This is a genomic window from Streptomyces sp. cg40 (assembly GCF_050320165.1).
GTDB classification, from domain to species: Bacteria; Actinomycetota; Actinomycetes; order Streptomycetales; family Streptomycetaceae; genus Streptomyces; species Streptomyces hokutonensis.
The window spans coordinates 10,408,240-10,430,318 of the sequence record NZ_CP190128.1; the positions used below are offsets into that span (position 1 = coordinate 10,408,240).

The following is a 22,079-nucleotide window of genomic DNA, read 5'->3' on the forward strand; positions in this document are numbered from 1 at the left end:
GCGGGACGGCACGGTCACAGGTCGCGCAGTTCCTCGACGGCGGGGCGCCCGGCGCTGCGGATGCCGTTGAGGGCGGCGGCCAGTACGGCGGCCATCGCGGCGCCCGCGGTCAGGACCAGGTATCCGGACGGGACGGACAGGCTCGCGGGAGGTGGGTCGAAGACGCCCGTGAGGACCTTCACCAGCATCTCCGACAGCGCCCAGCCGATGACTGCGCCGCCCGCCAGGCCGCCGGCGGTCAGCAGCAGGGCCTCGGTGAGGACCATGCCGCGCAACTGGCTGGGTTTCGCGCCGAGCACGGTGGCGATGGCGAAGGTACGGCGGCGTTCGGCGAGGCCGAGGGCGAGGACCAGTCCGCCCGCTCCCGCCGACAGCAGGACGGCGAAGGCGAGTTCGATGCGGGTCAGGCCGGCCAGGTCGACGGAGGTGAGGCTGGTGCCCACGGTGCCGCGGGTCTGGGTGAGGTCGGTGACGGTGGCGCCGGTGCCGAGCCGCTTCCGCAGATGGTCGGCGACCTGCTGCTGGTGGCTGCTGCCGGTGTCGAGCAGGAAGGCCCCCACTGCGTCGCTGCCGGTCGCCTTGGCCACGTAGGCGGCGTTGGCGACGAAGAAGCTGTCCTTGGGGGCGGTGGGGAACTCCTTGACGATTCCGGCGTAGTGGAAGGGGACGGTGCGCAGCGTCTTGGTGCGGGCGTCCTGGACACGGAGGTTGAGCGTGTCGCCGGGGGAGAGCTGGAAGTCGTGCACGGTCTCGGCGCTGACCAGGAGGTTGTCCGGGCGCTGGGCCAGGCGTCGCATGAGCTGGTGGGCGGTGCCGCCGGCGAAGTAGGCGTCCTGGAGCGAGGTGGCGCGGGCCACGGTGTCGGGGCGGACACCGTAGAGGTCCTGGAGGTCGGAGCCGACGTAGGCGAAGCGGTGCTGGACGGGCTCGACGTGCCGTACGCCGGGGATCTTCAGCGTGCTCGCGGCGCCGGGCGGGACGCGGGCGCCGGGCGGTTCGGTGACGGTGACGTCGGCGCCGTTGGTCAACCGGGCGTCGGCCTCTGCCTGTTGACGGTAGGTGGAGTTGAAGACGGCGGTGGAGATGGCGAAGGACACCGCGAGCGCGAGCAGCACCACGGAGCGGGCCAGTGGGCGGCGGCGCCGGGACATTACGGCGGCCGTGGTGCCGGCGAGGGTGGCGGTCAGCGGGCGGGCGAGGCGGGCCAGGGCCGGGCGGCCGTGGGTGAGGGCGAGCAGGACCAGGCGCCACAGCAGCAGGGCGGCGCCGATCCACAGCAGGGCCGGGCCGAGGAAGGCCCAGTAGGAGACGGAGAGGGTGGGCACGCCCTCGGGCGCGAGGACGAGGGCGTACTGGTTGCCGGAGGAGGCGCGGAAGACCAGCCAGGAGCCGATGAGCAGCGCGAGGTCGAGGCCGTAGCGCATCCACCGGGGAGAACGGGTGGCGCTCTCCCTGCGGGTGTCGGCGACGGTCACCGAGCGCAGGTCGCGCAGGGCGGGGACGAGCACGGCGCAGGCGGCGACGGCGGCGCCGAGGACGAAGGCGATGCCGTACCAGATGGCCCAGGTGCCCGCGCTCGCGCCGAAGGAGGCGGCGCCGAAGGCGAGGCGCCCGGTCAGTGCGGCGATGCCCAGACCTGCGAGTCCGCCCGCGCCGCCCACCAGTGCGGCCTCCAGGCTCGCGAGCGCGGTGATCTGACGGGGTCGCAGTCCGCGCAGCCGCAGCAACCCCTGTTCCTGGCGCCGCCGTTGACCGCCCGCCGAAGCGACGGCGGCGGTCAGGGCGGCGGCCAGCACGGCGCCGGGGACGCCGAGGAAGAGGAAGAGGATCTGGGCGTAGAGGGCGTCCTGGCGGGCGGAGTCGAGGGCGGCGCCGAGGTTGTCGCCGACCAGGGCGCCGCCCGCGGTCCTGGCTTCGAGGTGGTGGGCGGCGCCGGTGACGGCGGAGAAGGCGGCGGCCGGGTCGGCGGGCAGCCCGGCGTCGCGGGCGACGTGTATCTGGGTGGTGGCGCCATGTGTGAGGGAGGCGAACTCGTCGGCGGGCAGGAGGACGACGTTGTCGGGGGGTGCGGCCGGCTGGGACTGGGCGGGGGCGCCGACCTTCTGGAACAGGGAGTCGGCCTGGGGCAGGTCGACGACGCCGTCCACGCGCACCTGCCGCGGTCCGGCGCCCGGCAGCTGGACCGTGACGGTGTCGCCGGGGGCGGCGTGCAGGTTGGACGCGGTCTGCTGGGCGAGGAGGACGCCGTCGGGCGATCCGGTGAGAGTGCGCATCGCTTCGGGGAACAGGTGGCGGTAGCCGGGTGGCAGCCCGAGGGCCATGCCGGGGCCCGTGGTCTGCGTGCTGCCCTGGACGCGGGCGGTGAATCCGGTGGTGCGGGCGTAGCCGACCGGGAGGGCGACCCGGGTACCGGGGTCCGTACGGACCTGCCGCAGCACGGAGTTGGCGTCCGCGCCCGGCTGCACCTCGACCTGCCAGTCCACGGCGACCGAACGGACGGCGCGCTGGGTCATGGTCGCCTTCGAGGCGGTGAGGAACGAACCGAGGGCGGCGACCAGGGCGACGGCGAGCGCGATGCCGGTCATGGCCGCCAGCAGCCGACCGGCCCGATGGCGGGCCAGACCCCTTGCCCACGAGGTGATCATGGTGTGTCCTCCGGTGCGAGCAGCCGTCCGTCGCGCATGGCCCGCCGGACGGTGAGCCGGGCGGCGACGGCTGGGTCGTGGGTGGTGACGACGAGCGCGGCGCCCGTGCGGTCCGCCGCCGTCAGCAGGGCGTCCAGGACGCGGGCGCCGGTGGCGTGGTCGAGGCGGCCGGTGGGCTCGTCGGCCAGGATCAGCCGTGGCTCCTGGGCGAGCACACGGGCCACGGCGACCCGCTGGGCCTGTCCGCCGGAGATCTCCTCGGGCAGCCGGCCGGCGAGGTCGGCCGCCCCCACCAGCGCGAGAGCCTCGCCGACCGGCCGGCGCGTCTGCGTCTGTGACCGGCCCGCGAGGATGAGCGGAAGCGCCGTGTTCTCGGCGACATCCAGGGCGGGTACGAGGCTGTCGGCCTGGAACACCAGCCCGATGTCGGCGCTCCCGCCGATCCCGGGCCAGGAGACGGCACCGCTGGTGGGCCGTTCGAGCCCGGCCAGCAGATGCAGCAGCGACGACTTCCCCGACCCGGACGGTCCTACGATCGCCAGCCGGTCGCCGGACCGGACGCTCAGGTCGGCCCCGTGCACGGCCACCACCGCCGTCGCACCCCGCCCGAAGGTCAGCGCCACGTCCACGCAGACGACGAGCACGTCAGTGCCGGACATCATCTGCCTCCCTTGTGTGCCGCGTTCGCTTGTCGGGCAGGGGTGATGGGTCGGTCGGTCCCGTGTGTGGCCACCGCGACTGGTGTCGTGCCTGGGCTGGAGGTCGGTGCCGTGTCCGCGCAGCGGAGGAGCGTGTCAGGGCTGGACATCGCTCGACTCCCGTGTCTCCCGGGACCGGCCATCGGTCAGGGTGATCACCCGGTCGGCGATCCGGACCGCCTCCGCGCTGTGCGTGACGATCAGCACCGCACAGCCGTCCGCGGCCCGCTCGCGCACCATCCGCAGCACCAACTGCTCAGTGCCGCCGTCGAGTTCACCGGTCGGCTCGTCGGCCAGCAGCACGGCCGGGGAATTGGCGAGGGCGACAGCCAGCCCGGCGCGCGCCAGTTCACCTCCGGACAGTTGCCGCGGCAGGGCACGGGCCCGCCGCCCGAGCCCTACCTGGTCCAGCAGCGCCTCGGCGGAGACGACTGGACGGCCACGTACGGCCCGCTGGGCGAGGCGGATGTTGTCGCGCACGGTCAGGTGCGGCAGCAGGTTGCGGCTCTGGAGCAGGACGCCGATGTGGCGGGCGCGCAGCCGGGATCGTTCGGTCTCCGGCCGGTGGCTGATACGGACTCCGTCCACGTGGACGTCGCCGCCCGACGGCTCGTCGAGTCCGGCCAGGCACGCCAGCAGGGTGGACTTGCCCGCTCCCGAGGGGCCGACGACGGCGATCGTCTCACCGCGCCGCACCGTCAGCGACACCCCGCGCAGGGCCAGGGTCTCCTCCTCGCCCGCACGGTAGAAGCGGTACAGCTCGCGGGCGACGAGCCCGTCGTCGTGGGACAGGGTGGGCACGTTCATCACCGCCACGCGAAGGAGTCGCTGACGATCCGCCAGGGGTCGACGTTGTCGGCGTTGACCGGCCCGGACAGCGTCAGGTCGACCTCGTGACCCTGCCGGTAGAAGGCGTACCTCTCGAACGCGTCCCGGACCACCTTGCCGGTGACCGGGTCCTTCGCGGAGTCGCCCTGGTAGGTCAGCCGGACGACGCGGCCTGCGTGCCGGGTCGCCTCGGTCACCTTCGGCGTCGCGAACTTCGGTACCTGTGACTTGAGTTGGGGTATGACGGTGTTGGTGACGGAGTCGACCGTGGGCGCGGCGGCGACGGTGGCCGTGCTGACGCGGACGGTGTTCAGCTTGTCCGTGAACACGGTCGCGGCGCCCTGCCCGGTACGGGCCCAGCCCTCGGGCACCTTCACCGTGAAGCCGGTGAAGCCGCCGGCGGGCCGGTAGGCCACGTACACCTGGTTGTCGGGGATGTCGCCGGGCGGATTCGACTCGGTGGGCGCGGGGGTCGGACCGGCGTTTCCCGCACCGGCCGGGGCGGCGGACGCAGCGGATCCCGAGTGCGAGCCGGAACTCGAACAGCCGGTGATCACCGCCGCGACCAGCGCCAGTCCTACGGCGGCGGATGCGTGTGCAGGTGTCATGGTCACTGCCCTCCCGGAAGCCTGAAACCGGAGATCGGTCATGGCACCGACGCTAGGAAGCAGGCGGTTAACGCCCGGCACGCCGAGGGTTAGACGACGGCAAAAGCGCGTGGCGCACCGCCTGCGGGCAGGCCGGCTGCCCGCAGGATGAGGGCATGAGACAGCGTGTGGTGCGTGTCGCCCTCACCGCCGCCCTGGTCGCCGTGGTCCTCCTCGCCGTCCCGCTGGCGCTGGTCATCAGGGCTTCCCTGTACGCCGACCAGCGCGACACCCTGGAGCGGGCGGCCCTGTCGGGTGCCGTGCGCGTCAGCCCGGACTACACGACCGGTGACCCGGTCGAACTGCCCGCACCGCCTGCCGGAGGACACCTCGGCCTGTACGACACCCGGCTGCGCCTGCGCGCGGGCAGCGGCCCCAGGACGGGTGACGCGGCGGTACGGCAGGCCTTCGGCGCGAGGGTGGCGCGCGGTCACTCGGGCGACGACCTCACGGTCACGGTGCCGGTCTCGCACGCGGAGCAGGTCATCGGCGTCGTACGCGCCTCCTCGCCCGCCCACGACGTACGCAACCGCGTCCTCACCGCGTGGGCCGTCCTGGCCGGAGCCTGCGCCCTCGCCCTGACCGCTGCCGTTCTGATCGCCCGCCGCCAGGCGCGGGTATTGGCCGCCCCGTTGGAGGACCTCTCCCGCCACAGCCGGGCCGTCACCGCCGGCGACCTGCACGCACGCGCCGCACCCAGCGGCATCGCCGAGATCGACCAAGTGGCCCGCACCCACAACGAGATGCTGCACAGCCTCACCGAACTCCTGCGCCACGAACGGGACTTCACGGCCAACGCCTCGCATCAGCTGCGCACCCCGCTGACCGGACTGCAACTCACCCTGGAGGCGGGTCTCTCCCAGGACGACGACGCCCGGCTGCGCCCTGCCCTGGAGGAGGCGCTGGCCACCACCCGCCGGCTCCACGGCACGGTGGAGGAGGTGCTACGGCTGTCCCGTTCACCTGGTCTGCCCGGCACCCCCGCCCCAGCCGTGCCGGTCGTAGCGCTGCTCGGGGAAGTCGAAAGCCACTGGCACGGACTGTTCGCGCACGACGGCAGGCGGCTGCTGTGCACGACGGCCGACGCGGTGGACAATGCACGTGTGCCCGGTGCGCCGGTCGCCGAGATCCTCGGCATCCTGCTGAACAACGCGCGCGTGCACGGCCGCGGCACCGTCCGCCTCACGGTCCGCGACCTCGGCGACGCCCTCGCCTTCGACGTCGCCGACGAGGGCGACATCGAGACGACCCGGCCCTTCGAGCGCGGCCACACCGGCGAGGGAGGGGGAGAGGGCATCGGCCTCGCGCTCGCGCGGGACCTGGCCGTCTCCCTCGGCGGCAGACTCTCCCTGACCAGCCGCCACCCCACCAGGTTCACCGTGCTGGTACCGGTGCGTCAGGACGGGACCGTGGACAGCGCAGGGAACGGCGACGGCTGAGGCAGCCGGGCCGTAGTTCCGCAGGGTTACCGGCTGCGGACCCGCGGACCCGACGCGCTAGGACACCGCGGAGGACGCGGGCCGCAGTCTGGCGACGACCCGGTTGGCGGCCGTCTTCTGCAGCAGGCCGTAGGCGAGCACCGGCAGCAGCAGGTGGGGCTTGTCGGGCAGCGAGGTCGTGATCAGTACCGCGCTCGCGCTGCTGTTGTTCATGCCGCAGGCGAGGGTCAGCGACGAGGCCACCGGGGCGTCCAGCCGCAGGACGCGGGAGGTCAGCCGGCCCAGCACGAAGGACAGGACGCACACCAGGGCGGCCACGGCGAGGGCCGCGGCGAACAGCAGCGGACGCGGTCGGGCCAGGAAGGAGCCGAGGGCGCCGCTCGCGTTGACGTAGGTCAGGACCAGCGAGCCGGCGAGGGCCGAGGGCACCACGGCCCGCAGGAGACGGCCGTGCCACGACGGTGGGAGCACGAGCGCGCACAGGAGACCCGCGGCGCAGGGCAGGACAACGGTGGTGAGGGTGAATCCGCTCTGGGCGGAGCCGCTCGTACTGGTGAGCGTCCGCGCGTAGCCGCCGCTGAGCAGCGGTGCCAGGGCCGCCAGCAGGAGTGGTGTGGTGAGGGGACTGAGCAGGGTGGAGGCGAGGACGAGCCCGACCATGGTCGGCTGGTCCCCCTCGCCCTTGGCGGTCCATACGGTGGCGCCGGCCGCCACGGGCATGGCCACGATCAGGATCATCGCGGTGAGCAGTCCACTACCGCCGTCGGAGTCGGGGGTGCGGCGCAGCAGGAAGGCGACGAACGGCATGACGAGCAGCGGAATCGCCAGGTGCAGCGCGATTCCGGCCAGCATGGCCTTGGGGCGCCGTAGCACGCGGCCGAGCGCGCGGACGGGCACCTGGAACCCGGCCGAGAGGAGCACCAGGGACAGCAGGAGCGAGGTGGTGCGCAGGGTCAGGTGGGCCGGTCCGCCCAGCGGCAGGGCGTGCGGGCGGCGCAGCCACAGGCCAGCCCCCGGCAGGAGCAGAGCGGCGGCATAGGAGACGAGGACGGCGCGGCCGAGCCGACGGCGCAGCCAGTTCGTGGCCCGGTCGACGGGTGGTTCGGAAAGGGGCGGAGCGTTCACGGCGGCCTACTTCTGTCACGAGGGCAGGGGCGGGAGTGGGCGCCGATATGTGCGGGTAGGACCGGTTGATGTGCATGAGCGCATCCTTCCCGGCCGGTACGTGTGGGGGAGGTGATCAGCACGCGCAGTCAGGATGCGTTCAGGTGACCGCTGGCAGGGTCACGCCCCATGACCTACGAACTGTCCGAAACACCGGAAGCCGCACGGGACGCCGACGGCCCCGGGCGGCACCCTCACCGTCTCCGCCTCAACAAGGTTCCCGAGATCACCCTGTACTTCTGGGTGATCAAGGTGCTGTGCACCACGGTCGGCGAGACCGCGGCCGACCTGCTCAACGAGAAGGCCGGGCTCGGCCTGACCGGCGTCTCGGTGCTGATGAGCGCGCTGCTCGCGGTCGTCCTGGTGGTCCAGTTCCGCACCACCGCCTATCGCGCGGGCGTGTACTGGCTCGCTGTCGCCCTGATCAGCGTGGTCGGCACCCTGATCAGCGACAACCTGACCGACAACATGGGTGTGCCGCTGGAGACGACCACCACGGTGTTCGGGATCGTCCTGGCCGTCGTGTTCGTCGTCTGGTACCGGCGGGAGCGGACCCTGTCCATCCACAGCATCGACACCACCAGCCGCGAGTCCTTCTACTGGCTGGCCGTGCTGTTCACCTTCGCCCTCGGCACGGCCGCCGGCGACCTGGTCTCCGAGCGCATGAACCTCGGCTACTGGCTCTCGGCCGTCCTGTTCGCCCTGGCCATCGCAGCGGTCGGCATCGCCCACTTCGCCCTCGGCCTGGACGCCGTGTGGAGCTTCTGGATCGCCTACATCCTCACCCGTCCGCTGGGCGCCTCGATCGGCGACTACCTCTCCCAGCCGACCGGCGACGGCGGCCTGGGCCTCGGCACCGTGGTCACGAGCGTCCTCTTCCTGGCGGTCATCCTCGGCCTGGTGGTGTTCCTGACAGTGACCCGCAAGGACGTCATCGACCGCGAGCCCGTCACCGGACAGGCGGCCTGAACAGCACGGGAGGCGTTCAGGAAGCGTTCAGGAATTGATCGACAGAGTCGGACCCGGCGGCCGTCCCCCACGGCCCGACCACGCATTACAGGGCGCCTGTTCCCCTCGCGGGAACGGGCGCCCTTCCACACCCCCCACGCACAGAAAAGGAGTGTCCGCCACCTTGGAGATTCCGGAGACCCTCACCGACACCGACGTCCCCCGTGCGCACCAACGGACCGTCGCCGTCGCCAGGTCGGTGACGAAGAAGCTGCCCGAGGTCACCCTCGCCTTCTGGATCATGAAGATCGCGGCGACGACCCTGGGCGAGACGGCAGGCGACCTCTTCGCCCAGACCCTGAAACTCGGCTACTTCCTCACCACGATCGCGCTGTTCGCGATCTTCGTGGTGACCCTCGTCGTGCAGCTTCGCTCAAGGCGCTACAACCCGTTCTTCTACTGGACGGTCATCCTGTCGACCAGCACGGCCGGCACCACGATGTCCGACTTCATGAACCGCGACGGCAGCGCCAAGTACCTTGCGAACGGCGCCACTTCACTGGGCTGGGGACCGCAGGGCCTCGGCCTCGGCTACCCGACCGGCGCGGCGATCCTGATCTCGATCCTGGTCGTCGTCTTCGCCGTGTGGAAGCTGACCGGGATGACGTTCGTCATCCGGGACATCGTCGGTTTCCGCGGAGAGGCGCTGTTCTGGGTGGCGATCCTCGTCTCCAACACCCTCGGCACCTCCATGGGCGACTTCCTGTCCGACAGCTCGGGCCTCGGCTACGCCGGCGGAGCGGCGCTCGTGACCGGCGTGCTCCTGGTACTCGTCGCCCTGATGAAGGTGCCCTCGGTGCCGAACGTCCTGCTGTTCTGGCTCGCCTTCGTCCTGACGCGCCCCCTCGGCGCCACCGCCGGCGACTTCCTCACCAAGCCGACCGCCAAGGGCGGCCTCGACCTCGGTACGGCGGGCTCGTCGGCCGTGCTGCTGACGGTCCTGATCGGACTGATGACGTACGCCCATGTCCAGGAGCGCCGACGCCCCGCCCCGCGACCTTCGTAGGACGTCGCCCGGCCGGAGGACGCCTTCGGCCGGGCACGCGAGCAGCGCGAAGGCGTTCTGCCCGGCGGGTTGATTCCGGCTCTCGCGCTCTCGCGCTCTCGTGTCCAGTGGCGGTGACCGTGCCCTCGGCCGTTTCCTCCGGGTCGGCCGTGCGCACGGGCGCCGCCCGCGGCAGCCGCACGGGGATCGCCGATCCCCGCGGCCCTCCGCGCTCCTGACTCGGCACCTCCGCCGATTCCCCTCCTTGGGGAAACCCATGCCTGCTTGGTGAAGACCCGACCGCTCATTCCGGGTGTGTTCACAGATGCGCCGGTTCCGGTACACAAGGCGCGACTCTGATGGGCCCGGCACCCGCAGTCCGCCCCGAACACCCGGGAGAAACCAGATGTCCAGACGCCACGTCAGGCCCGCAGCCCTCCTCGCCGCGACCGGAGTTCTCACCGGGGTGACCGCCGCCCAGCCCGCCGCGTTCGCCGCCTCCCACCACCCGGCCGCCACCCGGCACGTCCTGCTGGTCTCCGTCGACGGACTGCACCAGTCGGACCTGGCCTGGTACATCGCCAGGCACCCGAAGTCCGCGCTGGCCCAACTGGTCGGCGGCGGCGTGGAGTTCACCCACGCCAGCACGACCACGCCGTCCGACTCCTTCCCCGGCATGGTCGCCCAGGCCACCGGCGGCAGCCCCGGCACCACGGGCGTCTACTACGACGACACCTACAACGCCGCGCTCCTCCCGGCCGGCACCACCAGCTGCAAGGGCGTCAAGCCCGGGGTCGAGGTGGACCTCACCGAGGACCTGGACAAGAACCAGGCCTCCATCGACGCGGGCCAGGGCCTCGCGGGCCTGCCGGACAGCATCCTGTCGATGACCGGCCACCCGGAGAGCCTCATCAACGCGTCGAAGCTGCCCGTCGACCCGAAGACCTGCAAGCCCGTATACCCGCACTCCTACCTCAAGGTGAACACCATCTTCGAGGTGGCCCGCCAGGCCGGTCTGCGCACCGCCTGGTCGGACAAGCACGCGGCCTACGAGATCCTCGACGGCCCCTCGGGCACCGGCGTCCAGGACCTGTTCACCCCGGAGATCAACAGCGACGCCCTCGGCTACGCCGCCGGCAACGACTGGACCACCGACAACAAGGCCACCGAGCAGTACGACGGCTACAAGGTGAAGGCCGTCCTCAACGAGATCGACGGCTACGACCACAGCCGCACCCACAAGGTCGGCACCCCGGCGATCTTCGGCCTCAACTTCCAGTCGGTCTCCACCGCCCAGAAGCTGCCCGCCTCCGACGGCCTCACCGGCGGCTACACCGCTAAGAATGTCCCGGGCCCGCTGCTGGTGAAGAACCTCGACTTCGTCAACACGGAGATCGGCGCCCTGACCGCCGAGATCGCCAAGCGGCACCTCTCCGGCAGCACCACGGTCATCCTCTCCGCCAAGCACGGCCAGTCGCCCACCGACCCCGCCGCGCTCACCCGCGTCGCCGACGGCCCGCTGCTGGACGGCCTCAACGCCGCCTGGAAGAAGCTCCACCCCGGCGCCCCCGACCTCGTGACGCACGCGGTCGACGACGACGCCATGCTGCTCTGGCTCTCCGACCGCTCCCCGGCGGCCACCGCCTTCGCCAAGAAGTACCTGCTCGCACAGAACGGCACCGGCACCGACATCAACGCCAAGCCCAAGGCCTACACCGGCAGCGGGCTCAGCAAGGTCTACGCCGGCAAGGCCGCCGCCGACTACTTCCACGTCAAGGCCGGCGACGCCCGCGTCCCGGACCTCTTCGGAGTCGCGCAGTACGGCGTCGTCTACACCGGCGGCACCAAGAAGATCGCCGAGCACGGCGGCGGCCACTCCGACGACCTGGCCGTACCCCTCGTCGTCTCCGGCGCCTCCGTCCCGGCCGGCGTGCGGGACTCCGCGCACGTGGGGACCAAGCAGATCGCCCCGACGATCCTCAACCTCCTCGGCCTCGACCCCCGCTCCCTCCAGGCCGTACGCGAGGAGCACACCACCGTGCTGCCGGTCCGCTGAACCGGGCCTCCGCAGCGACGCAGGCTCTGCCGTCCGCTCCCCGGTCGAGGCCCGGGGAGCGGACGGCAGATCGGGCAAGGGCTCCGGCTGCATACTGGACCACATGGCACGCGAGCAGCGGAACGGCGACGGCAGCGGGCTGGGGATCTTCCTTCGCTCTCGCCGGAGTCGGGTGAGGCCCGAGGACGTCGGCCTGGCCACGGGCTCCGGCCTGCGGCGTACGCCGGGACTGCGGCGTGAGGAGCTGGCCACGCTGGCCGGGGTCAGCGTCGACTACTACGCGCGCCTGGAGCGGGGCCAGGAGACCAACCCCAGTCCGGCCGTGGTCGATGCCCTCGCCCGGGCGCTGCGGCTGGACGCGCACGAGCATCAGCATTTACGTGATCTCGCAGAGCACGTCGACCGGAGGTCGGCGCCGGAGTCTTCTGCCCCATCCGTACGGCCCGACATCAAGCTGATGCTGGAGAGCCTGCGCCCCAACCCGGCCTACGTGATCAGCCGCACGATGGACATCCTCGCCGGCAACCCCGGCTCGGTCCGCCTGTTCGCGGGGACGGAGGACTGGCCGGCCGAGCGGCGCAACGCGCTGCGCTACCTCTTCCTGGACCCGCACGCGCCGAAGCTGTTCGCGGACTGGGACGAGCAGGTCCGCACCTGCGTCGGCCGTATCCGCGCCCTGGCCGGCACCGAACCGGACACCCCCGGCCTGGCTCCGCTCATCGACGAACTCACCCGGGAGAGCCCGGAGTTCGTGCACCGCTGGACGGACTACGACGTGCAGCCGTACCCGCGCGGCGAGAAGACCTTCCACCACCCGGAGGTCGGCGACCTCACCCTCGGCTACCAGTCCATGCAGCTCGACGGCACCCCGGGCCACCGCCTCGTCGTGTTCTTCGCCGAACCCGGCACCCCCGACCACGGGAAACTGCTCCTCCTCGACGGCCTCGACAGCGCGGCCACCGAGCCCGCTGCGGAGCACGCCGAGGAGAAGCAGGGCTGACGCCGCCGGTGAGGGCATGGTCAGGGCTTGATCAGGACCTTCAGCGCCTCGCGGTCGGCCATCGCGCGGTAGGCGTCGGGTGTGTCGTCCAGTCCGACCGTACGGTCGAAGACCCGGCCCGGCTCGATCGTGCCCTCCAGGATGTCGGGCAGCAGCTCCTCCATGTAGGCGCGGGCCGGGGCGACACCGCCGGTGACGGTGACGTTCTTCGCGAAGTCGATGAAGCCGAAGGGGATCTCGGCGTACTGCGGCACACCGACCCGGCTGATCGCACCGCCGGGCCGGACCACGCCGAGGCCCGTCTCGAAGGCCGACAGCGCGCCGACGCACTCCAGTACGGCGTGGGTGCCCATGCCGCCGGTCAACTCCCGTACGCGGGCGATGCCTTCGTCGCCGCGCTCGGCGACGACCTCGGTGGCACCGAACTCGACGCCCAGGTCGGTGCGGTCCTTGTGCCGGCCCATCAGGATGATCCGCTCGGCACCGAGCCGCTTGGCGGCCAGTACGGCGGACAGGCCGACCGCGCCGTCGCCGATCACGGTGACGGCCGTACGGGGGCCGACGCCGGCCTTGACCGCGCTGTGGTGGCCGGTGCACAGCACGTCGGAGAGGGACAGCAGGGAGGGCAACAGGGCGGAGTCCTCGGCCACCGGGAGCTTCACCAGCGTGCCCTGGGCCTGCGGAACACGGACCACTTCGCCCTGGCCCCCGTCCACGCCGTTGGGACCCCACTGGCCGCCGTGCGGACAGACCGTGTGGAGGCCTTCCTGACAGAAGACGCAGGTGTTGTCCGCCCACAGGAAGGGCGCGACCACGAGGTCACCGGCCTTCACCCCGGACACCTCGGAGCCGGTCTCCTCGACGACGCCGAGGAACTCGTGCCCCATGCGCCGGCCCTGCTCGGTGACGGGCATGGAGGCGTACGGCCACAGGTCGCTGCCGCAGACACAGGCCAGGACCACGCGGACGATCGCGTCGGTGGGGTTCTGGATCTTCGGGTCCGGGACGTCCTCCACCCGGACGTCGCCGGCGCCGTACATCACTGTCGCTCGCATAGGAATCTTTCCGATCTTGCTTGAATTGCGGGGGAGTTGACGGAGTGGCGCCCGCGTTGTCGAGCGGGTACTCCGGGGTTCTGGTCCCGGGAACCGGGATGACGCGCCCGCCTCGGGTCAGCACCCGGGCGGCCTCCTGTCAGTTGTTGTCCCGGCTTTCGACGATGTCCTTGAGCTGGGTGATCGCGCTCATCGCGCTGGGCCATCCGGCGTAGAAGGCCAGGTGGGTGAGGGCCTCGACCAGTTCGTCCTTGGTGAGTCCGTTCTCCAGGGCGCGACGCAGGTGGTTGCCCAGCTGCTCGGGGCGGTACAGGGCCGCCAGGGTGGTGACGGTGATCAGGCTGCGGTCGCGGGGGGAGAGGCCCGGGCGCTCCCAGACGTCCCCGAACAGCACCTCGTCGGTCAGCTGGACCAGTTTCGGTGCGAAGGCTCCGAGCGCCTTCTGGGCGGGGGTCGGCTCGTCTGCCATGGGTGAGCTCCTTGGGATATGGGGGTCGCCCGAGTCCTTGACGGGCGGGGTCAGAGGTTGACCAGTCGGCTCATCTCCGCTTCGAGGCGGTCGCCCGCGGCCGGCGTGAGCCGGTTGAGCTTGTCGAGCTGGTCGGCGGTCAGCTCCACCCCGTCGGCGGCGGTGTTCTCCTCGACGCGGGAGACGCGCTTGGTGCCCGGTATGGGGGCGATGTCGTCGCCCTGCGCCAGCAGCCGGGCCAGGGCCACCTGCGCCGGGGTGGCACCCGCCTCGGCGGCCACCGTCTCGACCTCGTCGACGAGGGCCAGGTTGCGCCGGAGGTTCTCCTCGGTGAAGCGCGGGTTGGTCAGGCGCCGGTCGGTGGGGTCGAACTGGTCGGTGGAGCGGATCTTGCCCGTCAGGAAGCCGCGGCCGATCGGTGCCCACGGGACGAGGCCGATGCGGAGTTCCCGCAGCAGGGGCAGGATCTCCGCCTCGATGTCCCGCGTCCACAGGGAGTACTCCGTCTGCAGGGCGGCGACGGGGTGGACGGCGTGGGCGCGGCGGATCGTGCCGGGGCCGGCCTCGGACAGCCCGATGTGCCGGATCTTGCCCTGGGTGACCAGCTCGGCGAGGGCGCCCACCGTCTCCTCGATGGGTGTGTTCGGGTCGACCCGGTGCTGGTAGTACAGGTCGATGTGGTCGGTCCCGAGTCTGCGGAGGGAGCCCTCGACCGCGGCGCGCACGTTCGCCGGACTGCTGTCGGCCGTGCCGTGCACGCCGTCGCCGCCGGCGGTGTGCGAGACGAGGCCGAACTTCGTCGCCAGGACGACCTGGTCCCGGCGGCCCCGGACGGCCCGGCCGACGAGTTCCTCGTTGAGGAAGGGACCGTAGATCTCGGCCGTGTCGATGAGGGTGACACCGAGATCGAGGGCGCGGTGGACGGTGCGGAGGGACTCGGCGTCGTCCGTGCCATGGCCGGTGTAGACGCCGCTCATCCCCATCGCGCCCAGGCCGATGCGGGAAACGTCCAGAGTGCCCAGCCTGATGTGCTTCACGGTTACCGATTCCTTCGCAGACGGACGTAGACGGAACGCTCGCGGACGCTTTCGTGCTCCGCTCCGAAACGGAGATCCGCTGCGTGATTCAGCCTGCCCGCCCGCTGCTCCGGGTGGCAGGCCGCGTCGTGCCGGGTACTGGCGTTCCGTGCTGTGACAGGGCACCCCACGCGGCTGCCGCGCAGGTCACGGGCCCGGCAGACTGGACGGCATGACACGTGAGCAGCAGTCGCCTGCCGGCGGAGGCACCGAACTGGGGCGCTACCTGCGGGCCCGCCGGGCCCAGGTCACCCCCGCGGAGGCGGGGCTGGCCCCCGGCGCCGGACTGCGCCGCACACCCGGGCTGCGCCGCGAAGAGCTGGCCACCCTGGCCGGGGTCAGCATCGACTACTACGCCCGGCTGGAACGCGGAAAGGAGACCCGCCCCAGCCCGTCGGTCGTCGACGCCCTGGCCCGTGTCCTCCTGCTGACCGGCGACGAACACGAGCACCTGCGCAACCTCGTCGCCCGTGCCGCCCGGACCGCGCCCGAACCTCCCGCCGCACCCAGCAGGACCGTACGGCCCGCCGTCGCTCCGATGCTGGAGAGCCTCCGTCCCGGCCCCGCCTACGTCGCGAGCCGCACCAACGACCTGCTGGCCTGGAACCCCGGCGGACTGGCGTTGTTCGCGGGCATCGAGGACTGGCCGGCCAAACAGCGCAACCTCGCCCGCTACGCCTTCCTCCACCCCGCCGCGCGCGAACTCTTCGACGACTGGGAGCACACCCTGCGCGGCTGCGTCGCCCGGCTGCGCGCCCTGGCCGGCACCGACCCCGACGCACCCGACCTGGCCGCGCTCGTCGGTGAACTCCTGCTCAAGAGCGCGGAGTTCGCCCGCATGTGGGAGCGCTACGAGATCAAGGCGCACGCGTTCGGCCGCAAGACCTACCACCACCCCACCGTCGGAACCTTCACGCTCGGCTACCAGGCCATGCAGATGGAAGGCACCCCCGGCCATCGCCTGGTCACCTATCATGCGGCGCCCGGGACCCCCGCCCATGACGCGCTCGTCCTCCTGGACCTGACCGCGCCCAAGCCGGCCGTACACGACACCCGACCGCCCCAGGAGGCACGGCCGGCCACCGCACGGGACGCTCCACCCTCTCCACCGCGGCAGGACGGGTGAGGTTCCGGACCGCGTAACAGCGGCAACGCGGTACCGGCCTGAGCCCGCCGCACTCACACGGCCTGGTCCCAGTGGTGGCCCTCCCAGAGGATCAGCGCGAGCAGCACCAGGAGTGCGGACACGAGTGCGGCCGCTCCACTGAGGTGCAGCGCGGCGGGAGGTGCCAGGGCGGTGACGGCGAGTGCGGCCCACAGCCGGGCCTGCGGCCAGGCACCGGCGAGCGTGCGGTGGAGACAGGCAAGCCCGGCCGGATACAGGGAGATGCCGAGAGGCAGGAGCAGGGCCGGAGCACCGTGCGAGGCGTGGTGGAAGTTGTCGATGGCCTTCTCCATCCCGACCGACGCGACCGCGATGCCGAGGACGATCACGAAGTGCGAGTACCCGAAGGAGTAGACGGCGACCCGGGGCCGCCGGTCCGCCGGAAACCGTTCCAGCCGGCTTCGCTCTCTCGCTCCTCACGGCCGAAGAAGAGCCACCACATCGCTGCGCTCAGCGCCAGCACGACAGCGCCCTGCTCCGGCAGGCGTGCGTCGACCGGGCCGGGCGCTGCAACTTCACCCTCGCCGAGATCGTGGCAGGGGTCAACACGGTCAACAAGCGTGTGGCGACGGGCGGTTGGGTGCGACCGCGACCACCGACGCGCTCCAGGCCGGTGCCGAGGCCCTGCACCTCGACGGCGGGGCCGCTTTCGTCGACGCCAAGGCGGGCCGGATGGCCGGTGTATGCGAGGGGATCACCCACGGACGGCGGATCGCGACTTCCCGGTCGACGACTGAGAGGAGTTTGTGCGGACGGACGTACGGGATGCCGTCACTCGGGGGTGTGCACTGCGGCGAGCGCGTCGGCGTACAGGCCGCGGATGTCGGCGGCTCCGTCCGCCCGGACCCATTCGTGGATCGCGGCGTCGGCACAGCCGAAGGCGGCGGTGACGAGGGCGCGCGCCCGGGCGTCGGGGCCGTTGTCGTGGTCGTGGCCGAGGCGGGCGCGTACGTCGGGAATGAGCATGTCCTGCCACAGGAGCTGCTTCTCGATGTGGCGGGCGCGCAGTGACGGGGTGTCCGTGAGCATGGCCTGGGCGCGGAGCGTGCGCTCGGGGTCGTTGACGAAGCTGCTCAGCAGGAGCGCGACCGCATGGCTCAGGGCCTCCCAGGGCGACTCGTCCGCCGGACGGTCCCGGAGACCGTCGCGTACGCGCTCGCCGGCGCTGGTGAAGCTGGCGAGTACGACGTCCTCCTTGGTCGGGAAGTGCCGGAAGAAGCTGCTCCGCGAGACACCGGCGCGGGCGGCGATCTGGTCGGCGGTGGTCTCGTCGAAGCCGTTGGCCAGGAACAGCTCCATCGCGGCGGCGGTGATCTCGGCGCGGACGGCGGCGCGTTGCCGCTCGCGCAGTGTCGGTTTGATCATCGTCGCCCTGTGCTCGTGCATGAGGTCACTCTATCGGACCGCGATGCAATGTGGGACTGAGTGTCATGTAGGGTTTGAGTGTCGCATTCGTGATCGCCCATTCTCTTCGTGATCGCCCGTTCCAAGGGAGACCCCCCATGCAGTACAGGACCCTCGGCCGCACCGGCGTCCAGGTCAGCTCGCTCGCACTCGGGACGATGAACTTCAGCGCGTTCGGCAACATCTCCGAGGCCGAGACGACCCCGATGGTGCGGCGCGCCCTGGACGCCGGCGTCAACTTCATCGACACGGCCGACGCCTACTCCGGAGGCTTCTCGGAGGAACTCGTCGGCAAGGCGCTCAAGGACGTCGACCGCGCCTCCGTGGTGCTGGCCACGAAGTTCCGCCTGCCGGTGGGTGACATCAGCAGGCTGGACCAGGCGAAGGGGCTGGACGCCATGAACCGGCAGGGCGGCTCACGCCGTTGGATCGTCAAGGCGGTCGAGGACAGTCTGCGCCGCCTCGGAACCGACTACATCGACCTCTACCAGATGCACCGTCCCGACCCGGCCACGGACATCGAGGAGTCCCTGTCGGCGCTCACCGACCTGCAACGCGCGGGCAAGATCCTCTACATCGGCTCGTCGACCTTCTCCGCCGCGGAGATGGTCGAGGCGCAGTGGGCGTCCGAACGGCGTTCCCTGGCACGCTTCGTCACCGAACAGCCCCCGTACTCGATCCTCGTCCGCGGCATCGAGGCAGACGTCCTGCCCACGGCACAGAAGTACGGCATGGGCGTGCTCACCTGGAGCCCCCTGGCGAGCGGATTCCTCTCGGGCAAGTACCGACCGGGGACCGAGGCGCAGCAGTCGCACCGGGACCGGCTGGCGGCCGGACGCCCGATGCCGCCCGCCAACGCCTACGACACCCTCAAGCGCGAGGCCGCCGAGAAGCTGTACACCCTGGCGCAGGAGTACGGCATGTCGCTGATCGAGATGTCCCTGGCGTTCGCGGCCGGTCATCCGGGTGTCACCAGCGTGATCATCGGCCCGCGGACCCTGGAGCACCTCGAAACGCAACTGCCCGTCGGTGACCGTACGCTGCCCGGCGAACTCCTCGACCGGATAGACGAGATCGTCGCCCCCGGCACCACCGTGAAGCCGGGGGACACCCACGCCGTCGTGCCCGCCCTGGAGAGGGTCAACCGCCGTCGCTGAGCGGGTGGCGGTGCCGAGGAGGACTCAGTTGCGCCGGCGACCGTTCACAGGTGCTTGCCGAAGAACTGGGTGAGTTTCTCGGCGACCTGGGGGACGTACTTGGGGTTCCAGTACAGGTCGATGTGGCTGGCGTCGTCGAGGACGAAGAGTTCCTTGGGCTCCTTCGCCCGCTCGATCGCGTCCTGGCTCATGTAGAGCGTGTCGGCCTCGGAGCCGGCGATCAGCAGCAGCGGGCGGGGGGAGATCAGCTCGATCCCCTCGAACGGGAAGAACGCCATCTGCTGGCTGAGGCTGGAGAGGGCGAACGTGCCCATGAACCGGGGGTTGGGGTCGATCTCGGAGTAGTACTTGTAGCCCTCCAGGTACATCGCGGGGATGGTGGAGAGGTCGTTCATGTCGAACTTGGGGTTGTCCGCGATCAGGGAGAACAGCTCGACCTCCCCGCCGGCCGCCTCGCGCGTACGGGCCTGTGCCGAGCGCTTGAGCAGGTCGGTGCGGTACTCCGCGGACTGCGCGCCGAGGGGGCCGACGCCGTCGCGGCGCGCGGAGCCGATGTTGAAGGTGCTCACGCCGGCGACGGCCTTGATCCGCAGCTCGGTCTGGGACACGTTGACCGTGTAGCCGCCGCCCGCGCAGACGCCGAGGGCGCCGATGCGCTCGGGGTCCACGTCCGCGTGGTTGCTCAGGAAGTCCACCGCGCAGCGGATGTCCTCGACCCGCACGGCCGGGAACTCCGAGAAGTGCGGCTCGCCGCCGCTCTCGCCCTGGTAGGAGGCGTCGAAGACCAGCGTGACGAAGCCCTGTTCGGCCAGGAGCTTCGCGTAGGTGGTGGGGACCTGTTCCTTGACGGCGCCGAAGGGGTGGGTCACGACGATCGCGGGATACTTGGTTCCCTGCTCGAAGCCGTCCGGCCTGAACAAGTTGCCGACCACGGTGTTGCCCTTGTTCTGAAAAGTCACTCGGTCCATGTTCAGGTCCTCTGCGTTCCAGGTCTCTGTCCTGCGTGGTGGGGCCGACGGAGCGAGCGGTTCCCGGGTACGTGAGCGTCCACGCCCTGGGCCGATCCCCGTCACCCGTTCGTCCGCACGGCCTCGTGGGGGAGGGGCGGACAGGCGGGCGTGGCCGGTACGGAACAGCCTCGCCGCCGCGGCCTCGGAGTGGCAGGCCCTACGGTGGCGTGGAGTGCCGATCCGTGGAGTGACAGGGCACCCCAGGTGCCTGCGGCGCAGGTCAGGTGGGTGACGCGGCAAGGAAGTACTCGGCCTGTGCACCGGCGCGGTTTCGCGCGCGCTGACGGATCTCGCGATGTGACGGAGGGATCTGCCTGATTCTTGAGCCGTTCCGAGGAAGCGCCCTGCGGTACCCCCGGAGGCCGCCGCCGGATCACCTTCGTCCCCGACCACCACACCTGTGTCCCCTACGGACGCTCCGCGCGCCGTGAGCAACTCGGCTATCACTGCGGGCCGTTCGGTCTCCGCGCACGAGGGCGACGGGGTCGGGCGGGTGGAGCGCTCTCGCGGTCGTGTTCCACCGTGTCCCGGAGTCGTGTTGTTCCGTCCTCGGCTTGTAGTCCTTCTATGAATCAGGGTCGTAGATCACTCAACAACCTCACATTGAGAGCCGAAAGGAGGACCGCCGCTTGTGGTGGTGCCATGCTCGCAGGCACCGAAGGAGGTGGCTGTGACCTCGATGGCGGAAACCAGGGGAGTAGCCGCGCCGGCTCCGCGTACGACGGCCGAACGACTCGTGGATCTTGCCGCCCGTCAGCGGTCGGCCCTGGTCGGCGGTTCTGTCGAGGCCGTCGCCCGGCAGGCGGCCCGTGGTCGGCTCACGGCACGTGAGCGCGTCGCCCGGTTGCTGGACGAGGGGTCCTTCGTCGAGACCGGTGCGCTGGTGCGCGCTCGTGGTGACGTCGACGACGCGGCGTACGGCGACGGCGTGGTCACCGGCACCGGCACCGTCGGCGGCCGTCAGGTGTGTGTCTTCGCGCAGGACGCCACGGTCCACGGCGGCAGCATGGGCGAGGCATTCGGGGAGAAGGTCGTCAGGACGATGGACCTGGCGCTGAAGACCGGTTGCCCGATCATCGGCCTCAACGACTCGGGCGGTGCCCGCATCCAGGAGGGCGTGGCCTCGCTCGCCCTCTATGCCGAACTGGCCCGCCGCAACGTCGAGGCCTCGGGCGTCATTCCGCAGATCTCCGTGATCATGGGCCCCTGCGCGGGCGGTGCCGCCTACTCGCCGGCCATCACCGACTTCACCGTCATGGTCGACGGCACCTCGCACATGTTCGTCACCGGTCCGGACGTCATAGAGTCCGTGACCGGGGAACGTACGACCGCCGAAGAGTTGGGCGGCGCCCGCGCGAACAACTCCGGCAACGGCAACGCCCACTTCCTCGCCGAGGACGAGGACGATGCCCTGGACATCGTCCGGGTCCTGCTCGCCTACCTCCCGGCGAACAACCGCGACAGCCCACCCGAGTACCCCTTCAGGCGTCGCGCGGGCGCCGCCGACGCTCTGCGGCTCGACGGCCTCGTCCCCGACCGGCCCGAGACCGCGTACGACATGCGTGAGATCCTGCGCGCCGTCGTCGACGACGGCGAACTGCTCCAGGTGCACGAGTTGTTCGCGCCCAACATCCTCTGTGCCCTGGCCCGGGTCGAGGGCCGTTCCGTCGGAGTCGTCGCCAACCAGCCGCTGCACAGCGCCGGCGCGCTCGACATCGACGCCTCCGAGAAGGCCGCTCGCTTCGTCCGCTTCTGCGACGCGTTCGGCATCCCGCTGCTGACCTTCGCCGACGTGCCCGGCTACCTCTCGGGCACGCACCAGGAACAGAACGGGATCATCCGCCGCGGCGCCAAGCTGCTCTACGCCTACGCCGAGGCCACCGTTCCCAAGGTCACCGTCGTGGTGCGCAAGGCCTACGGCGGCGGATACGCCGTCATGGGCTCCAAGCACCTCGGTGCCGACGTCAACCTCGCCTGGCCCACCGCCAGGATCGCCGTGATGGGCGCGGAGGGAGCCGTCACCGTCCTGCACCGCCGTGAACTCGCCGCGGCGGCAGCGGCCGGTGAGCAGAGTGCGGCAGACCTGAGGGCGAAGCTCGTGGAGGAGTACGAGACGGCCTGGGCCACCCCCTACGCGGCCGCGGCGCGCGGCTACGTCGATGCGGTCATCGCGCCGAGCGACACCAGGGAGCACATCGCCCGGGCTCTGCGCACGCTGCGTACCAAACGCGCCGGTGTCCCCGACCGGCGACACGGCAACATCCCGCTGTGAG

19 protein-coding genes are annotated in these 22,079 nt (G+C 71.3%); 8 read left to right on the top strand and 11 right to left on the bottom strand.

The genetic code is table 11. From position 1 onward, the window contains the following. Positions 1–14: 14 nt before the first annotated feature. The 4 genes from ACQHII_RS46855 to ACQHII_RS46870 all read right to left on the bottom strand — a co-directional run bounded on the left by ACQHII_RS46855 (position 15) and on the right by ACQHII_RS46870 (position 4,779). Positions 15–2,645 (bottom strand): ABC transporter permease, encoded by a 2,631-nt coding sequence (locus tag ACQHII_RS46855; protein ID WP_427925039.1) that lies wholly within the window; start codon positions 2,643–2,645, stop codon positions 15–17. After that, positions 2,642–3,304, bottom strand: a complete 663-nt coding sequence (locus tag ACQHII_RS46860; protein ID WP_427925040.1) for an ABC transporter ATP-binding protein — start codon at positions 3,302–3,304, stop codon at positions 2,642–2,644. The genes ACQHII_RS46855 and ACQHII_RS46860 overlap by 4 nt, the downstream gene beginning before the upstream one ends. Positions 3,305–3,439: 135 nt before the next feature. After that, positions 3,440–4,150, bottom strand: a complete 711-nt coding sequence (locus ACQHII_RS46865) for an ABC transporter ATP-binding protein (protein WP_427925041.1) — start codon at positions 4,148–4,150, stop codon at positions 3,440–3,442. Next, entirely contained in the window at positions 4,150–4,779 is a 630-nt protein-coding gene (locus tag ACQHII_RS46870) for a hypothetical protein (protein ID WP_427925042.1), read from the bottom strand. The genes ACQHII_RS46865 and ACQHII_RS46870 overlap by 1 nt, the downstream gene beginning before the upstream one ends. A 155-nt stretch (positions 4,780–4,934) precedes the next feature. Between ACQHII_RS46870 and ACQHII_RS46875 the strand changes: the two genes are divergently transcribed. Beyond that, complete coding sequence (locus ACQHII_RS46875) at positions 4,935–6,257, top strand: sensor histidine kinase (protein ID WP_427925043.1); 1,323 nt, start codon at positions 4,935–4,937, stop codon at positions 6,255–6,257. A 57-nt stretch (positions 6,258–6,314) separates the two neighbouring features. Here ACQHII_RS46875 and ACQHII_RS46880 read toward each other — a convergent pair whose 3' ends face one another. Next, a complete protein-coding gene (locus ACQHII_RS46880) occupies positions 6,315–7,382 on the bottom strand; it encodes a sodium-dependent transporter (RefSeq protein ID WP_427925044.1) in 1,068 nt (355 codons plus the stop codon). Between the two features lie 168 nt (positions 7,383–7,550). On the opposite strand from ACQHII_RS46880, the gene ACQHII_RS46885 reads away from it, so the two are divergent. The 4 genes from ACQHII_RS46885 to ACQHII_RS46900 all read left to right on the top strand — a co-directional run bounded on the left by ACQHII_RS46885 (position 7,551) and on the right by ACQHII_RS46900 (position 12,470). Next, positions 7,551–8,390: a hypothetical protein gene (locus ACQHII_RS46885; protein WP_427925045.1), complete on the top strand. Its 840-nt coding sequence runs from the start codon at positions 7,551–7,553 to the stop codon at positions 8,388–8,390. 163 nt (positions 8,391–8,553) lie between these two features. Then, on the top strand, positions 8,554–9,435 hold the full coding sequence (locus tag ACQHII_RS46890) for a hypothetical protein (protein ID WP_427925046.1): 882 nt from the start codon (positions 8,554–8,556) through the stop codon (positions 9,433–9,435). A 385-nt stretch (positions 9,436–9,820) separates the two neighbouring features. After that, positions 9,821–11,470 carry an alkaline phosphatase family protein gene (locus tag ACQHII_RS46895; RefSeq protein WP_427925047.1) on the top strand — a complete coding sequence of 550 codons (1,650 nt, stop codon included), beginning with the start codon at positions 9,821–9,823 and terminating at the stop codon, positions 11,468–11,470. Positions 11,471–11,573: 103 nt separating this feature from the next. Beyond that, complete coding sequence (locus ACQHII_RS46900) at positions 11,574–12,470, top strand: helix-turn-helix transcriptional regulator (RefSeq protein ID WP_427925048.1); 897 nt, start codon at positions 11,574–11,576, stop codon at positions 12,468–12,470. A 20-nt stretch (positions 12,471–12,490) separates the two neighbouring features. Here the strand turns inward: ACQHII_RS46900 and ACQHII_RS46905 are convergent, their stop codons facing one another. The 3 genes from ACQHII_RS46905 to ACQHII_RS46915 all read right to left on the bottom strand — a co-directional run bounded on the left by ACQHII_RS46905 (position 12,491) and on the right by ACQHII_RS46915 (position 15,031). Further along, complete coding sequence (locus tag ACQHII_RS46905) at positions 12,491–13,525, bottom strand: zinc-binding dehydrogenase (RefSeq protein WP_427925049.1); 1,035 nt, start codon at positions 13,523–13,525, stop codon at positions 12,491–12,493. A 139-nt stretch (positions 13,526–13,664) separates the two neighbouring features. Then, positions 13,665–13,994, bottom strand: a complete 330-nt coding sequence (locus ACQHII_RS46910) for a carboxymuconolactone decarboxylase family protein (protein ID WP_427925050.1) — start codon at positions 13,992–13,994, stop codon at positions 13,665–13,667. A gap of 50 nt (positions 13,995–14,044) precedes the next feature. Beyond that, entirely contained in the window at positions 14,045–15,031 is a 987-nt protein-coding gene (locus tag ACQHII_RS46915) for an aldo/keto reductase (protein ID WP_427925051.1), read from the bottom strand. 211 nt (positions 15,032–15,242) lie between these two features. Between ACQHII_RS46915 and ACQHII_RS46920 the strand changes: the two genes are divergently transcribed. Then, on the top strand, positions 15,243–16,196 hold the full coding sequence (locus ACQHII_RS46920) for a helix-turn-helix transcriptional regulator (RefSeq protein ID WP_427925052.1): 954 nt from the start codon (positions 15,243–15,245) through the stop codon (positions 16,194–16,196). Positions 16,197–16,249: 53 nt separating this feature from the next. Here ACQHII_RS46920 and ACQHII_RS46925 read toward each other — a convergent pair whose 3' ends face one another. Together ACQHII_RS46925 and ACQHII_RS46930 are read right to left on the bottom strand one after the other, a co-directional pair. Beyond that, entirely contained in the window at positions 16,250–16,630 is a 381-nt protein-coding gene (locus tag ACQHII_RS46925) for a low temperature requirement protein A (RefSeq protein WP_427925560.1), read from the bottom strand. Positions 16,631–17,006: 376 nt separating this feature from the next. After that, positions 17,007–17,621, bottom strand: a complete 615-nt coding sequence (locus tag ACQHII_RS46930) for a TetR family transcriptional regulator (RefSeq protein ID WP_427925053.1) — start codon at positions 17,619–17,621, stop codon at positions 17,007–17,009. 116 nt (positions 17,622–17,737) lie between these two features. Between ACQHII_RS46930 and ACQHII_RS46935 the strand changes: the two genes are divergently transcribed. Further along, positions 17,738–18,796 (top strand): aldo/keto reductase, encoded by a 1,059-nt coding sequence (locus tag ACQHII_RS46935; protein WP_427925054.1) that lies wholly within the window; start codon positions 17,738–17,740, stop codon positions 18,794–18,796. A gap of 44 nt (positions 18,797–18,840) precedes the next feature. On the opposite strand, the gene ACQHII_RS46940 is transcribed toward ACQHII_RS46935, so the two are convergent. Then, positions 18,841–19,764: an alpha/beta hydrolase gene (locus tag ACQHII_RS46940; RefSeq protein ID WP_427925055.1), complete on the bottom strand. Its 924-nt coding sequence runs from the start codon at positions 19,762–19,764 to the stop codon at positions 18,841–18,843. Positions 19,765–20,485: 721 nt separating this feature from the next. Here ACQHII_RS46940 and ACQHII_RS46945 point away from each other — a divergent pair. Continuing rightward, positions 20,486–22,078, top strand: coding sequence for an acyl-CoA carboxylase subunit beta (locus ACQHII_RS46945; RefSeq protein ID WP_427925561.1), 1,593 nt, complete (start codon positions 20,486–20,488; stop codon positions 22,076–22,078). The last annotated feature ends 1 nt before the right edge of the window (position 22,079 follow it).